This is a genomic window from Streptomyces sp. YIM 121038 (genome assembly GCF_006088715.1).
Lineage (GTDB): Bacteria > Actinomycetota > Actinomycetes > Streptomycetales > Streptomycetaceae > Streptomyces.
Window position 1 is genome coordinate 3444956 of the sequence record NZ_CP030771.1, and the last position, 14200, is coordinate 3459155.

11 protein-coding genes are annotated in these 14200 nt (G+C 74.6%); 2 read left to right on the forward strand and 9 right to left on the reverse strand.

The features are described from left to right. Positions 1-2: 2 nt before the first annotated feature. From C9F11_RS14355 to hrcA, 7 genes are all read right to left on the reverse strand, one after another. On the reverse strand, positions 3-356 hold the full coding sequence (locus C9F11_RS14355) for a histidine triad nucleotide-binding protein (RefSeq protein WP_138959668.1): 354 nt from the start codon (positions 354-356) through the stop codon (positions 3-5). Positions 357-460: 104 nt separating this feature from the next. Beyond that, entirely contained in the window at positions 461-3691 is a 3231-nt protein-coding gene (locus C9F11_RS14360) for a S41 family peptidase (protein WP_138959669.1), read from the reverse strand. 45 nt (positions 3692-3736) lie between these two features. Continuing rightward, positions 3737-4294, reverse strand: coding sequence for a hypothetical protein (locus C9F11_RS14365; protein WP_249401732.1), 558 nt, complete (start codon positions 4292-4294; stop codon positions 3737-3739). 156 nt (positions 4295-4450) lie between these two features. Continuing rightward, positions 4451-5200: a 16S rRNA (uracil(1498)-N(3))-methyltransferase gene (locus C9F11_RS14370; RefSeq protein ID WP_138959670.1), complete on the reverse strand. Its 750-nt coding sequence runs from the start codon at positions 5198-5200 to the stop codon at positions 4451-4453. After that, positions 5197-6279, reverse strand: a complete 1083-nt coding sequence (locus C9F11_RS14375; RefSeq protein ID WP_138959671.1) for a nitronate monooxygenase — start codon at positions 6277-6279, stop codon at positions 5197-5199. The genes C9F11_RS14370 and C9F11_RS14375 overlap by 4 nt, the downstream gene beginning before the upstream one ends. Before the next feature lie 207 nt (positions 6280-6486). Next, a complete protein-coding gene (gene dnaJ, locus C9F11_RS14380; RefSeq protein WP_138959672.1) occupies positions 6487-7623 on the reverse strand; it encodes a molecular chaperone DnaJ in 1137 nt (378 codons plus the stop codon). Next, positions 7624-8640, reverse strand: a complete 1017-nt coding sequence (gene hrcA / locus C9F11_RS14385; RefSeq protein WP_138959673.1) for a heat-inducible transcriptional repressor HrcA — start codon at positions 8638-8640, stop codon at positions 7624-7626. Between the two features lie 251 nt (positions 8641-8891). Between hrcA and C9F11_RS14390 the strand changes: the two genes are divergently transcribed. Further along, positions 8892-9644 (forward strand): MBL fold metallo-hydrolase, encoded by a 753-nt coding sequence (locus C9F11_RS14390; RefSeq protein WP_138959674.1) that lies wholly within the window; start codon positions 8892-8894, stop codon positions 9642-9644. 56 nt (positions 9645-9700) lie between these two features. Beyond that, on the forward strand, positions 9701-10519 hold the full coding sequence (locus tag C9F11_RS14395; RefSeq protein ID WP_138959675.1) for a DUF3097 domain-containing protein: 819 nt from the start codon (positions 9701-9703) through the stop codon (positions 10517-10519). A 38-nt stretch (positions 10520-10557) separates the two neighbouring features. On the opposite strand, the gene hemW is transcribed toward C9F11_RS14395, so the two are convergent. Both hemW and C9F11_RS14405 read right to left on the reverse strand, forming a co-directional pair. After that, positions 10558-11784: a radical SAM family heme chaperone HemW gene (gene hemW, locus C9F11_RS14400; protein ID WP_138959676.1), complete on the reverse strand. Its 1227-nt coding sequence runs from the start codon at positions 11782-11784 to the stop codon at positions 10558-10560. A 54-nt stretch (positions 11785-11838) separates the two neighbouring features. Then, positions 11839-13764: a SpoIIE family protein phosphatase gene (locus C9F11_RS14405; RefSeq protein ID WP_138966484.1), complete on the reverse strand. Its 1926-nt coding sequence runs from the start codon at positions 13762-13764 to the stop codon at positions 11839-11841. Positions 13765-14200 lie beyond the last annotated feature (436 nt).

The following is a 14200-nucleotide window of genomic DNA, read 5'->3' on the forward strand; positions in this document are numbered from 1 at the left end:
TGCTATCCGGGGGGCCACTGGAGGCCGCGGCCGCCCAGGACGTGGGCGTGCGCGTGGAAGACGGTCTGCCCGGCGCCGGCCCCGGTGTTGAAGACGATGCGGTAGCTGTCCGCCTGCTCCTGGGCGGCCACCTCGCCCGCCTCGCGCAGCACGTCGGCGGCGGCCGAGGGCTCGGCGGCGGCGAGGGACGCGGCGTCCGGGTAGTGCACCTTGGGGATCACCAGGACGTGCGTCGGCGCCTGGGGGTTGATGTCGCGGAAGGCGAGGGTGGTCTCCGTCTCGCGCACGACGGTCGCGGGCACCTCCTTCGCCACGATCTTGCAGAACAAGCAGTCGTCCTGTGGTTCGCCCGCCATGGTCCAACCTCCTGATCATGTTTGCGTACGTCGGCATGCTATCCGCCCGTGTGTGCGGGCCCGCCGGGGACCGGTCGGCCCGCGCACGGGCGGACCGGTCCCGGTCAGGGCAGCGGCGGCGGCGTCTTGGCCGGGTTCTCGGCCAGCGCGGCCAGGGCGATGCGGACGGCCTCGTCGAGCTGCGGGTCGCGTCCGGCCGCGTGGTCGTCGGGGGTCACCACGACCTCGACGTCGGGGTCGACGCCGTGGTTCTCCACGCCCCAGCCGTGGCCCTCCATCCAGAAGGCGTACTTGGGCTGGGTGACGAGGGTGCCGTCGACGAGGTGGTAGCGGCTGTCGATGCCGACGACGCCGCCCCAGGTGCGCGTGCCCACGACGGGGCCGATGCCGAGGGCCTTGATCGCCGCGTTCACGATGTCCCCGTCGGAGCCGGAGAACTCGTTGGCCACGGCGACGACGGGCCCGCGCGGGGCGTCCCCGGGGTAGCTGAGCGGCCCGGAGCCGCGCGGCAGGTCCCAGCCGACGATGCGCCGGGCCAGCTTCTCCACGACGAGCTGCGAGGTGTGCCCGCCGCGGTTCTCGCGGACATCCACGACCAGGCCCTCGCGGGCCACCTCGACGCGCAGGTCGCGGTGGATCTGCGCCCAGCCGGGGGCCTGCATGTCGGGGACGTGGAGGTAGCCGAGGCGGCCGCCGGAGAGCTCGTGGACGTAGGCCCTGCGGTCGGCGACCCACGCGTGGTAGCGCAGCGGCTCCTCGTCGTCCACGGGGATCACGACGGCGTGCCGCGGGTCGCCGCCCCCGGCCGGGGACACGGTCAGCTCGACGGGCTTGCCCGCGGTGCCGACGAGCAGCGGCCCGGGACCGGTGACGGGGTCGACGGGCCGCCCGCCGACGGCGAGGACCGCGTCGCCCGCGCGCACGGCCACGCCGGGCGCGGCCAGCGGGGAGAGCCCGGCCGGGTCGGAGGTCTCCGACGGCAGGACCCGGTCGACGCGCCACAGGCCGTCCTCGCCGCGCGAGAGGTCCGCGCCGAGGAGGCCCTGCCTGCTGCCGTAGCCGCCGCGGGGCACCACGTAGGCGTGGGAGGTGCCCAGTTCGCCCTGGACCTCCCACAGCAGGTCGACGAGGTCGTCGTGGGTGGCGACGCGGTCCAGGACGGGGCGGTAGCGCTCCAGGACGCCGTCCCAGTCGACGCCGCCCATGTCGGGACGCCAGAAGTTGTCGCGCATGAGGCGGCCCGCCTCGGCGTACATCTGCCGCCACTCCGCGGCCGGGTCGACCTCCTGGCGGACCCGGCCGAGGTCGACGGTGATGTTGGTGTCGCTGTCCTCGTCGGCGGAGGCCCGCCGGTCGCTCGGCACCACCTTGAGCTTGCCGTCGGCCCACAGCAGGATCCGCTTGCCGTCGCCGGTGACGGCGAAGTGGTCGGCGTCGCCCGCCAGTTCCTCGACGCGGCGCTGGGCGAAGTCGTAGCGCTCCAGGGCGGAGCAGGGCTCGGGCCCCGACGGGGTGGCGCGGGACGCGCCGAGCACGCCGCGCACCGGGTGGCGCAGCCACAGCAGCCCGTCCTTGGCCGCGCGCAGCGTGCTGTAGCGGGCGGCCTCGACGGGGAAGGGCACCACGCGGTCGACGAGGCCTTCGAGGTCTATCCGGGTCACCGGCGAGCCCTCGCTGTCGGGCGTCTCGGCGTGCGGCCCCTCCGCGGAGTCGAAGGCGCGGCCGTGCCGCTGCGGCCCGAACGGCGACGGCGTCGTGGCCGCGAGGGTGAGCAGGTGCGGCCGGGAGCCGCCGACGAAGGCGAGGTCGAAGACGTGGTCGTCGTAGACCGGGTCGAAGGCCCGCGCGGACAGGAACGCCAGGTGCTTGCCGTCGAGCGTGAACGCCGGGCTGTAGTCGCGGAAGCGCAGCTGGGTGGCCTCCGAGACCGACAGGTCCGCGGTGTTGGCGAGCTTGAGCTGGCGCAGCGGGCGCGGCCCGGGGTGGGACCAGGCGAGCCAGGCGCAGTCCGGCGAGAAGACCAGGCCGGTGGCCTCGCCGTGCTCGGCGCGGTCGACCTCGCGCACCTCGCCGCTCTCGCGCTCCACGAGCAGGACCCGGCCGTCGTGCGAGGCCACGGCCGCACGGCTGCCGTCGGGCGCCACGGCGAGCGCGAGCACCCGCCCGAGCTGCCCCGCGGCCAGGCGGCGCGGGGTCGCGCCGGGGGCGAGGCCGGTGGCGGGCGCGAACTCCAGGGCGTCGTCGCCCGCCGCGTCCGTCACCCACACCACGTGCTCCTCGCCGTCCACGCGGAAGGTGCGCGGAAGCCGGGCCCGGACGCCGGGTGCGGCGGCGAGCGCGCGGGCGGGCCCCTCGCGGTGCGTGACCCAGTGCACGGCGCCGCGCACCGAGACGGCGCTGCCGCGCCCGCCGTGGTCGGGCGCGGCGGCCCCGAACCAGCGGGCCGCGCTGACCGGATGCGGCTGGAGGTCGACGCGCTGCCCGCCGAGCCGGACGTCAAGGCGGCGCGGCGCGGCGTCCGACAGGTCGTCCAGGAGCCAGAGTTCACCGGCGCTGGCGTAGGCGACGCGGGTGCCGTCGGTGGCGGCGTGCCGGGCGTAGAAGCCGTCGACGGGCGTGTGGCGGCGCAGGTCGGTGCCGTCGGGCAGGGAGGAGTACAGGGCGCCGACGCCCTCGTGGTCGGAGAGGAAGGCGATGCGGCCGCCCACCCACAGGGGGTGCTCGATGTTGCCGTCGAGGCCCTCGTGGACGCGCACGAAGCCGGGGCCGGAAGAGGCTTCGGCGGCGTCGGCGGAGGTCTCGGGCCGCCGCGTCCGGATCCACAGCTTCCCCGCCGTGCCGCCCCGGTACCGCTTCCACCAGGCGGCCTCGCGGCCCATCGGCGCGGACAGGAGCAGGACTTCGCCGTCGGGGCCGTGCGCCGCGTCGCCGACGAGTCCGTACGGCAGCTTCTCGGCGGGCCCGCCGTCGAGCGGCACGGCGTGCGCCCAGGTGCGGCGGAAGGAGGCCTGGCCGTGCGCGCCGACCACGAGGACCCGCCCGTCGGGCGTCCAGCCGCGCACGGACGTCTTCGCGTTCCCCCAGTACGTGAGGCGCTTGGACGGGCCGCCGTCGACGGGCGCGACGTGCACCTCGGGCGCTCCGTCACGCGTCGACGTCCACGCGACGGTGGTGCCGTCCGGGGAGATCCGCGGGTGGCTGACGGGCGTGTTGTCGGCGCTGACCCGCCAGGCGCGGCCGCCGTCGAGCGGCGCGATCCAGACGTCGTCCTCGGCGGTGAAGGCGGTCAACTCGCCGTGCGGATGCGGAAACCGGAGGTAGGCAGGCTGTGTCACACCGTCACCCTAAGCAGGCGACGCCGCGCGGGGCACCGTTTTGGATCACTTGCCCGGATAGCAGTCGCAGGTGGGGTCCGGCCGCTCGGTCACCGTGACGGTGGCGGTGGGCCCTGGCCGGTCCCGGCCGGGGTCGTGGCGCACGGGCGGGGTGTGGCGGCCGCCGCCGTGGTCGCCGTCGCCCTTGTCGCCGTCGTCGTCATTCCCCTTGCCGCCCTCGCAGTTGCCGAGCACGTCGACGCGGAACCACTCCTTGCCCTCGACCCGCGCGGTCAGATTCCCGCGGACGCACTTGCCGTTGCGCACGTCGGTGACCCTGCCCTTGAGGGTGATGGCTTTCCCTCCGTCGGCACCCTCGGACTTGCCCTGGCAGTCGACCTCAGCCTCGCGCGGCTCGTCGGTCGACTTCCGCTTGCCGTCGCCGTCCTTCTTCACGAACGAGGCCGTGCAGTTGAACCAGGCCACGTCCAGGTGCTGGCGCTCCAGCTCGGCGGTGCCCATCTTGTCGGTGGTCAGCGCGATGGCGGAGGTGCTCATGTCGCCCTCGACGGGATCGCAGGCGGCCAGGGCGAAGCCGGTGGCCCCCGCGGCCACGAGGGTCACGAGGATCCGCCGCCCTCTCGCCGTGCCCGGGCCCGGGATCCGCCTACGCCGGACAGGTCGCGGTAGTCGCCTCACAGCCCCCATGGATGGCAGCGTGCCACCGCGCGGGCCCGGGCGGTAGACCGGTTGCGGCCATCTGTCCAGTCGTCCGTCCGGTCAGGACCAGCGGCCCGTGCGGCCGAGGAGCAGCGCCGTGGCCGCGGTGCCCGCGGTCGACGTGCGCAGCACGCTGCGCCCGAGCCGGTACGGCTTGGCGCCCGCCTCGGCGAACGCCGCGAGCTCCTCCGGGGAGACGCCGCCCTCGGGCCCGACGACGAGCACGATGCGGCCGGACGCCGGGAGCGGGGCGGTGGCCAGCGGTTCGCTGCCCTCCTCGTGCAGGACGCCCGCGAAGTCGGCGTCCGCGAGGAGCCGCGCGACCTGCTTGGTCGTGGCGGCCTCCGCGACCTCGGGGAAGCGGACCCGCCGGGACTGCTTGCCCGCCTCGCGCGCCGTCGCCCGCCACTTGCCGAGCGCCTTCAGGCCGCGCTCGCCCTTCCACTGCGTGATGCAGCGGGAGGCGGCCCAGGGCACGACGGCGTCCACCCCGGTCTCCGTCATGGTCTCCACGGCGAGTTCACCGCGGTCGCCCTTGGGCAGCGCCTGTACGACGGTGATCAGGGGGCTCTCCGCGTCCTGTTCGCGTACGCCGTCGTCGTCGAGGGCGACCAGGAGCCGGTCCTTGCCCTCGGCGGCGGCCACGGTGCCGTGCGCCCAGCGCCCAGCGCCGTCGGTGAGCACCACGTCCTCACCGGCGCGCAGCCGCTTCACGGACACGGCGTGCCGCCCCTCGGGGCCTTCGAGCACGTACGTCCGTCCGGGCGCGGCACCCGCGAAGTCGTCGACGACGAACACCGGCGCGGTCATACGGCACCGCCCGCGTCCCGGCCCGCGGACCCGGCCCGTGCCTCGTCGAGTTCGGCCACGAGCACCTCCACGAGTTCCCCGGCGGGCAGCTGCCGCGCGAGCCGGTGGCCCTGGCCCGCCCACAGGGCCATGGCCTGCGGGTCGCCGGTCCTGGCCGCGGCCTTGCGCAGGTCGGACGTCAGATAGTGGATCTGCGGGTAGGCGGCGGGCGCGTACGGGCCGTGCTCGCGCATGAAGCGGTTGACGAGGCCGCGCGCGGGGCGGCCCGAGAACGCCCGGGTCAGCTCGGTCCGCACGAACCGCGGGTCGGTCATGGCCTGCTTGTGCAGCGGCTGCGCGCCGGACTCCGGGGTGACGAGGAAGGCGGTGCCGAGCTGCGCCAGGCCGGCGCCCGCCGCGAGCACCGCGGCGATCTGCGCGCCGCGCATCAGTCCGCCCGCGGCGATCACGGGCAGCTGTACGGCCTCCCTGACCTGCGTGATGAGGCTCAGCAGGCCGATCCCGGCGCCGTCGGTCTCCGGGTTGTCGCGGTGCGTGCCCTGGTGGCCGCCCGCCTCGACGCCCTGGACGCACACGGCGTCGGCGCCCGCGGCCTGCGCGGCCAGGGCCTCCTCGGGCGTGGTGACGGTGACGACGGTGGTGGTGCCGACCCGCTCCAGGGCCTGGAGGTCCTTGCGGGAGGGGCAGCCGAAGGTGAACGACACCAGCGGCACGGGGTCGTCGCGCAGGATCGCCAGCTTCGCCTCGTAGCCGTCGTCGAGCTTGACGTCGGTTTCGCCGAGCTCCGTCTCGTACCAGGTGGCCTCTCCGGCGAGCTGGTTGCGGTACACCTCGACGGCCGCCGGGTCCGCGCAGGCGGGCTGCGGCATAAAGAGGTTCACCCCGAACGGGCGCGCCGTCAGGCCCCTGACCTGCTTTATCTCCTGGTACATGCCGTCGGCGGTCTTGTACCCGGCCGCGAGCGAGCCGAGCCCCCCGGCCTCGGACACGGCCGCCGCGAGCTGCGGGGTCGAGCCCCCGCCCGCCATCGGGGCCTGCACGATCGGATGACGACAGAGAGCGTGGAGAGGGGAGACCATAAGCGCATCGTGCCACGTCTGGCGGGGGCGCCTCGTGCGGGGTGCGTCCCCACCGCTACCGCGGCGGGATTCCTCCCACCCGCCCACCCGTGGCCCGCGGCTTCGCCGGTCACGGCCCCGACGCGGAGCGCTCGACCGCCGTCTCCCGCTGGGGATGGGCCCAGCCCCGGTGCCGAGCACCTGGAAACCGGGCCCACCGTCCACGCGCTAACGCCCGTTGAACGCGTCCTTCAGGCGCGAGAACAGCCCCTGCTGCCCCGGCTGGAACTGCCCCGTGGGCCGCTCCTCGCCCCGGAGCTTCGCGAGCTCCCGCAGCAGCCGCTCCTGCTCGGCGTCGAGCTTCGAGGGCGTGAGCACCTCCACGTGCACGATCAGATCGCCGCGACCGCCGCCCCGCAGATGCGTGACGCCGCGCCCGTGCAGCGGGATCGACTGCCCGGACTGCGTGCCGGGCCGGATGTCGACCTCCTCGACGCCGTCGAGCGTCTCCAGCGGGACCTTCGTGCCGAGCGCCGCCGCCGTCATCGGGATGGTGACGGTGCAGTGCAGATCGTCGCCGCGCCGCTGGAAGACGGCGTGGGGCAGCTCGTGGATCTCCACGTAGAGGTCGCCCGCCGGGCCACCGCCCGGGCCGACCTCGCCCTCGCCCGCGAGCTGGATCCGCGTGCCGTTGTCGACACCCGCGGGGATCTTGACCGTGAGGGTGCGCCGGGAGCGGACCCGGCCGTCGCCCGCGCACTCGGGGCACGGCGTGGGCACCACGGTGCCGAAGCCCTGGCACTGGGGGCAGGGCCGCGAGGTCATGACCTGGCCGAGGAAGGACCGCGTGACCTGGGACACCTCGCCGCGGCCGCGGCACATGTCACAGGTCTGCGCGGAGGTGCCGGGTGCGGCGCCCTCGCCGGAGCACGTCGTACAGACGACGGCCGTGTCGACCTGGATGTCCTTGGTCGTGCCGAAGGCCGCCTCGTTGAGGTCGATCTCCAGCCGGATCATGGCGTCCTGGCCGCGGCGGGTGCGCGAGCGCGGCCCGCGCTGCGACGCCGTACCGAAGAACGCGTCCATGATGTCCGAGAAGTTGCCGAAGCCACCGGCTCCGAAACCGCCCGCGCCCGCGCCGCCCGACTGGGACAGCGGGTCGCCGCCGAGGTCGTAGACCTGCTTCTTCTGCGGGTCCGAGAGGACTTCGTAGGCGGCGTTGATCTCTTTGAAGCGCTCTTGCGTCTTGGGATCGGGATTGACGTCCGGGTGCAGCTCGCGCGCGAGCCGCCGGAAAGCCTTCTTGATCTCGTCCTGGGACGCGTCGCGGCGCACGCCGAGCACGGCGTAGTAGTCCGTGGCCACTTACGACTCCGCCAGGATCTGTCCGACGTAACGTGCCACTGCGCGTACTGCTCCCATCGTTCCCGGATAGTCCATGCGGGTCGGTCCGACCACGCCTAGCTTGGCCACTGCCTCGCCTCCCGAACCGTAGCCGACGGAGACCACGGACGTGGAGCTGAGTCCCTCGTGGGCGTTCTCGTGACCGATCTTCACGGTCATGCCCGAATCCGTAGCCTCACCAAGCAACTTGAGGAGGACGACCTGTTCCTCCAGGGCCTCGAGGACCGGCCGGATCGTGAGAGGGAAGTCATGTCCGAAGCGGGTGAGATTGGCGGTGCCGCCGATCATCATCCGCTCCTCGTTCTCCTCGACCAGGGTTTCGAGGAGGGTGGACAGGACCGTCGCCACCGTGGCCTGGTCCTCCTTGTCGAAGGACTCGGACAGGTCCTGGACGAGCTGCGGCACGTCCGAGAACCGGCGGCCCGCGACCCGGCTGTTGAGCCGCGCCCGCAGGTCCGCGAGTGACGTTTCACCGAACGGCGCCGGGCAGTCGATCAGGCGCTGCTCGACCCGCCCCGTGTCCGTGATCAGGACGAGCATGAGCCGGGCCGGCGCGAGCGAGAGCAGCTCCACGTGGCGCACCGTCGACCGCGTCAGGGACGGGTACTGCACCACGGCGACCTGCCGGGTCAGCTGCGCGAGCAGCCGCACCGTACGGCCCACGACGTCGTCCAGGTCGACGGCGCCGTCCAGGAAGTGCTGGATCGCGCGGCGCTCGGGGGAGCTCAGCGGCTTGACGCCCGCCAGCTTGTCCACGAACAGCCGGTAGCCCTTGTCGGTGGGGATGCGCCCGGCGCTGGTGTGCGGCTGGGCGATGAACCCCTCCTCCTCCAGCGCCGCCATGTCGTTACGGACCGTGGCCGGGGAGACGCCCAGGTGATGACGCTCGGTGAGCGCCTTGGAGCCGACCGGCTCCTGGGTGCCCACGTAGTCGTGGACGATGGCGCGCAGCACCTCAAGCCTGCGTTCACTGAGCATCGCGCACACCTCCACCTGTCGTCCCTCGTCCTTGGCCCCCGCGGCGGCCCCACCCTGGCACTCACCACGCGCGAGTGCCAACCTTCATCGAGTCAGTGTACGGCCGCCGGGTACAGCCCCGGCAAGGGCCGACTCCTTTAGTCATGCCCACGTGTGGCCCGTGCCACCGGCCCGCTCGCGCCCCGTGCGGCGGCCCCGGCGGCACGGGGGCACCGGCTGCCGGGGGACGGCGGTGGCGCTAGCGTCACCGTATGGACGTAAGCGTGACACCGGCCCCTGACTGGCGGGAGGCGGGCTGGGAGCGGCTCGCCGCACGGGTGGGGCGGTACCGGCTGCCCGTGTGGGACTGCACGGTCGGCCTGGTCGTCGGCGACGAGGCCGCCCTGATGATCGAGGCCGGATCCAGCCTGCGGGAGGGCGCGTGGCTGCGCGCCGAGGCCCGGCGGCTGCTCGGCGGCGGCCGCCGTGTGACCCATCTCGCGCTGACGCACCCCCACTTCGACCACGTGCTCGGCGCCGCGGCGTTCGCCGGGGTCGAGGTGTTCGGCGCGGTCGGCGTCGACGCGGTGCTCGACCGGGACCGCGAGGGCCTGCGCACGGACGCCGTCAGCCAGGGCCTGGACGCCCGCGCCGCCGCCGAGGCCACCGACCTCCTGGTCCTTCCGCGCCACCTGGTGAGCGGCGAGTGGACCCTCGACCTGGGCGGCGTCCAGGTGCTCCTCGCGAACGTCGGCCCCGGCCACACCGGCCACGACCTGGCCGTCCTGGTGCCCGGCGGGCCCGGAGAGCCCGAGGTCGTCTTCTGCGGGGACCTCGTGGAGGAGTCGGGCGAGCCCCAGGCCGGCCCCGACGCGGTCCCCGGGCGGTGGCCCGCCGCGCTCGACCGGCTGCTCGACCTGGGCGGCCCGGACGCGCGGTACGTGCCGGGGCACGGGGCGGTCGTCGACGAGGCCTTCGTACGGGCCCAACGCAAGGAGCTGGCGGCACGGTTCGGGGTGCGCTGAGCGGCGCGGGCACGTCCCCGTGACGGGACGTCACGCGATGTCATAACGTCTGTCGAATGCGCAGCTACAACCCGGACCTCACCCCGCCGTGGAAGAGGTCGGCCCCCGTTCCCGAAGTCCCCGCCGACGTCGACCTGGTGGTGGAGGAGGTCCGGACCGGCTTCTGCGGCGCGGTGATCCGCTGCGAGAAGACCGCCGAGGGCCCGACGGTGACCCTTGAGGACCGCTTCGGCAAGCACCGGGTGTTCCCGATGGTGCCGCGCGGCTTCCTCCTGGAGGGCAGGGCCGTCACGCTCGTCCGCCCGAAGGCCGCGGCGGCGGCCGCGCGGCCCGCGCGCACCGCGTCGGGATCGATCGCCGTTCCCGGGGCGCGGGCCCGGGTGGCGCGCGCCGGGCGCATCTATGTGGAGGGCCGCCACGACGCGGAGCTCGTCGAGAAGGTGTGGGGCGACGACCTGCGCATCGAGGGCGTCGTCGTCGAGTACCTGGAGGGCGTCGACGACCTTCCGGCGATCGTCGCGGAGTTCGCGCCGGGCCCCGACGCGCGCCTCGGCGTCCTCGTGGACCACCTCGTGCCCGGCTCCAAGGAGTCCCGGATCGCGGCCGGGGTCTCCAGCCCGCACGCGCTGGTGGTCGGCCACCCGTACATCGACGTCTGGGAGGCGGTGAAGCCGTCGTCCCTGGGCATCGCGTCCTGGCCCCGCGTGCCGCGCGGCCAGGACTGGAAGACCGGGGTGTGCCGGGCCCTCGGCTGGCCGGAGAACACCGGGGCCGCGTGGCAGCGGATCCTGGGCTCGGTGCGCAGCTACAAGGACCTGGAGCCGGAGCTTCTGGGCCGCGTCGAGGAACTGATCGATTTCGTGACGGCCCCGTAGCCCCCGGGGGGGCTCAGTCGCCCCCCCCCGGGACGGCCTCAGTCGACCAGGTCGCGGACCACCGCGTCGGCCAGGAGGCGGCCGCGCAGGGTCAGCACCGCCCGCCCCTGCTCGTAGGGCCCGGGGGCCAGGAGGCCGTCCGTCAGGGCGCGGCGCGAGGCGGCCAGGCCCGCTTCCTTCAGGAGCGACAGCGGGCAGCCGTCCCGGAGCCGCAGTTCGAGGAGGATCCGCTCCACCCGGCGGTCCTCGTCCGCGAGGAGCTCACGCCCGGCCCCCGGCGAACGCCCCTCCGCGAGGGCGGCCGCGTACGCGCCGGGGTGCTTCACGTTCCACCAGCGCACGCCCCCGACGTGGCTGTGCGCGCCGGGGCCCGCGCCCCACCAGTCGGCGCCCCGCCAGTACAGCTCGTTGTGCAGACAGCGGCCCGCCTCCGAGGTGGCCCAGTTGGACACCTCGTACCACTGGAACCCGGCGGCCGACAGGGCCTCCTCGGCGATCAGATAGCGGTCGGCGTGCACGTCGTCGTCCGTCATGGGGACCTCGCCGCGCCGGATGCGGCGGGCCAGCTGCGTGCCCTCCTCGACGATCAGCGCGTACGCGGACACGTGGTCGGGCCCGGCGCCGATCGCGGCGTCGAGGGAGGCCCGCCAGTCGTCGTCGCTCTCGCCGGGGGTGCCGTAGATCAGGTCGAGGTTGACGTGCTCGAAGCCCGCCGCGCGCGCCTCGGCGACGCAGGCCTCGGGCCGCCCGGGGGTGTGCGTGCGGTCGAGGATCTTCAGGACGTGCTGCCTGGCGCTCTGCATGCCGAAGGAGACGCGGTTGAAGCCGCCCTCGCGCAGGGTGCTCAGATACGCGGGGTCGACCGACTCCGGGTTCGCCTCGGTGGTGATCTCCGCGTCGGCGGCGATGCCGAACTCGTCGCGGACGGCGCTCAGCATCGTGACGAGGTCGTCGGCGGCGAGGAGCGTGGGCGTGCCGCCGCCGACGAAGACCGTGCGGACCGGGCGCGGGTCGTCGCCGAGGACCTTGCGGGCCAGGCGGACCTCGTCGACGAGGGTCTCGGCGTAGTTGTCCCGGGAGGCGAGGACGCCGCCGGTGCCGCGCAGCTCGGGGGCGGTGTAGGTGTTGAAGTCGCAGTAGCCGCAGCGCGTGGCGCAGTACGGAACGTGCAGGTAGAAGCCGAGTGGGGCCGTTCCGCCCAGGGCGGACGGGGGGAGCGTCCCGTCCAGGGGCACGGGTTCTCCATCGGGCAGGGCGGAAGGCATGCCTTCCATTATGGGCCCGGTCCGCGGGTCCCCCCGGTCCCCACCGCCGCGGGGTCAGCGGGCCTGGAGCACCAGGAGCGCCAGGTCGTCGTCGGGCGGCCGCGTCGAGAACTCGTGGACGAGGCGGCGGACCCGCTCGGCCACGAGCTCCGCGTCGAGCCCCGCGCAGTCGGCGAGGGCCTGGGCGAGCCCGTCGCCGTCGTCGAAGAGGCGCCCGCCGCCGCGGCGCTCGGTGACGCCGTCCGTGACGCACAGCAGCGTGTCACCGGGGAGCAGGTCGAAGGTCTCGCTCGTGTACGTCTCGTCGTCGACCACCCCGAGGAGCATCTGCGGCCCGGTGGCGGGCCGCACCTGGCCGTCGGCGCCCAGGAGCAGCGGCAGCGGGTGCCCGGCGCACGCCACCGTGCAGCGCACCCCGCCGTCGTACGGCACGAGCTCGCCGTACAGGAGGGACAGGAAGCGCGCGGTGGCGCCCTCGGGGGACACGCCCTGGCCGCCCGCGACGGCCACGACGGCGGCCGCCGCGTCCGCGGCCTCGGTGGCGTCGTCGAGGAGGAGCTGGTTGAGGCGGTCGAGGACCTCGGCGACCTGGTAGCCCTCGCGGGCGAGCAGCCGCAGCCAGGGGCGCGCCAGGCCGATGACGACGGCGGCCTCGGGGCCCTTGCCCTGGACGTCGCCGAGGGCGAAGCACCAGCGGCCGTCGCCCGCGGGGAACACGTCGTAGAAGTCGCCGCCGGGCCCGCCCTGCTCGCGCGGCTCGTACACGACGCCGCTCTGCACGCCGGGGATCTCCGCGACGGTGCTCGGCAGCAGTCCGCGCTGGAGGACCCGGCTGATGGTGGCCTGGCGCTGGTAGCGGCGGGCGGCGCTGATGGCGAGGGCCACGCGGCGGCTGAAGTCCTCGACGAGGCCGGTGGCCTCGTCGGGGAAGCGCGGCAGGCCGGCCCGGCCGATGACCAGGGCGCCGAGGCACCGGCCGCCCGCCACCAGGCGGTAGGCGACGGCGGCGCCGGTGGAGTCGCCGCCGAAGGCGTCGCCCGGCCAGGACACCGGCACCGCGCCGGGGCCCGCCGTGTCGGCGAGGCTCGGCGGCTCCTTCTCCAGGACGCGGCGCAGCTCTTCTATCCGCTGTTCGCTGGTGTGCCAGACGCGCGCGAGGTGGGTGCCGGGGGCGCGGGCGCCCGCCGCGCGCCCGGCGCTGTCGGCCTCGTCGTCGAGCCAGACCGCGCACCAGTCCGCGAGCCGGGGCACGAGGAGCTGTCCGGCGAGGGCCGCGACCAGGTTCTCGTCGAACTGGCCCGCCAGCATGTCGGAGGCCTCGGCGAGGAACGTGAGCGCGCCCCGGTTGATCCACTCCGTGTCGTGCGCGACCCGCTTGGGCGCCGGGGCGAGGATCTCGGCGGAGCGGAGCCCGCGCTGGAGCACCGTCTCACCGGCGTACGCCTCGAAGTCGGGGAGGTCGGCGAGCATCCGCTCGTGGTCCACGGGCAGCCGCGCCCAGACCGTCTTGGTGCCCGAGCGGTAGGTGATGCCCCAGGACTCGGCGAGGGTGGCGACGAGTTGCAGGCCGCGGCCGTACTCGGGCGTGCCGGGTTGGGGGGAGCGCGGCTCGCTGCGCACGGCGCGCGCCGGGTGGTGGTCGGAGACCTCCACGACCAGGGCGTCGAGGCCGTCGAAGGGGCCTTCGCCGGGCGTCACCTCGTCCAGGCGGCACAGCAGCTCGACGGACGTGCCCGCGTGCACCACCGCGTTCGTCACCAACTCGCTGACCAGCAGCACCGCGTCGTCCACGAGCCGGTCGCCGATCCGGGCGGCGGCGGGCACCGCGAGCTCCACCCAGTCGGCGAGCGCCGCGCGGACGAACCGGCGCGCGGCGGAGGGCGCAAGCGGGTTTCCCGGCAGGGACGTGCGCACTACCGTCGATGGCCCTGGGCGTGAAGCGGGCTCGACGGAGGCGCGGACAGCGGTCTCCCGTTGCATCGGAATGGCCCCCACAGTGCGGCTCCTGAGCAGTTCGGACGTTACGCCTCAGGCGACACGGACAGAGTGACAGACTGACTGGGCCCATAAGCACCGAGTTACCGAAGTGGGCCATCATGAGTGAGAACAGTGCCAAGCCCGCGCCCGGACACGGTCAGATTTCGGCATCGGCAGACACGCCGGTATCCCCCCGGACCCCGACCCCCGCCTCCGCAGAGGCACCCGGCCCCCTTCCGCTCCCCCACCTCTCAGTGACCTCGGACTCTCCCATGGCATCGCCCGGCCAGACGCCGCCCTCCGCCGCCGGCACTCCCCCGCCGACTCCGCCCACCCGCCCACCGGCCGCCGCCGGGGGCAAGGAACCGGGGAAGGTGTCGCGCGCCTCCACCACCCGCCGCTCCCCCACCGCGCGCGCCAAGCTGCCCGCGCCCGCCGA

What these genes read in the sequence shown, in the direction of transcription:
- C9F11_RS14375 (WP_138959671.1), bottom strand. Translation starts at nt 6,279, where the DNA reads ATGGTCTCCCCTCTCCACGCTCTCTGTCGTCATCCGATCGTGCAGGCC.
- C9F11_RS14395 (WP_138959675.1), top strand. Translation starts at nt 9,701, where the DNA reads ATGCGCAGCTACAACCCGGACCTCACCCCGCCGTGGAAGAGGTCGGCC.
- C9F11_RS14355 (WP_138959668.1), bottom strand. Translation starts at nt 356, where the DNA reads ATGGCGGGCGAACCACAGGACGACTGCTTGTTCTGCAAGATCGTGGCG.
- C9F11_RS14405 (WP_138966484.1), bottom strand. Translation starts at nt 13,764, where the DNA reads ATGCAACGGGAGACCGCTGTCCGCGCCTCCGTCGAGCCCGCTTCACGC.
- C9F11_RS14370 (WP_138959670.1), bottom strand. Translation starts at nt 5,200, where the DNA reads ATGACCGCGCCGGTGTTCGTCGTCGACGACTTCGCGGGTGCCGCGCCC.
- hrcA (WP_138959673.1), bottom strand. Translation starts at nt 8,640, where the DNA reads ATGCTCAGTGAACGCAGGCTTGAGGTGCTGCGCGCCATCGTCCACGAC.
- C9F11_RS14390 (WP_138959674.1), top strand. Translation starts at nt 8,892, where the DNA reads ATGGACGTAAGCGTGACACCGGCCCCTGACTGGCGGGAGGCGGGCTGG.
- hemW (WP_138959676.1), bottom strand. Translation starts at nt 11,784, where the DNA reads ATGCCTTCCGCCCTGCCCGATGGAGAACCCGTGCCCCTGGACGGGACG.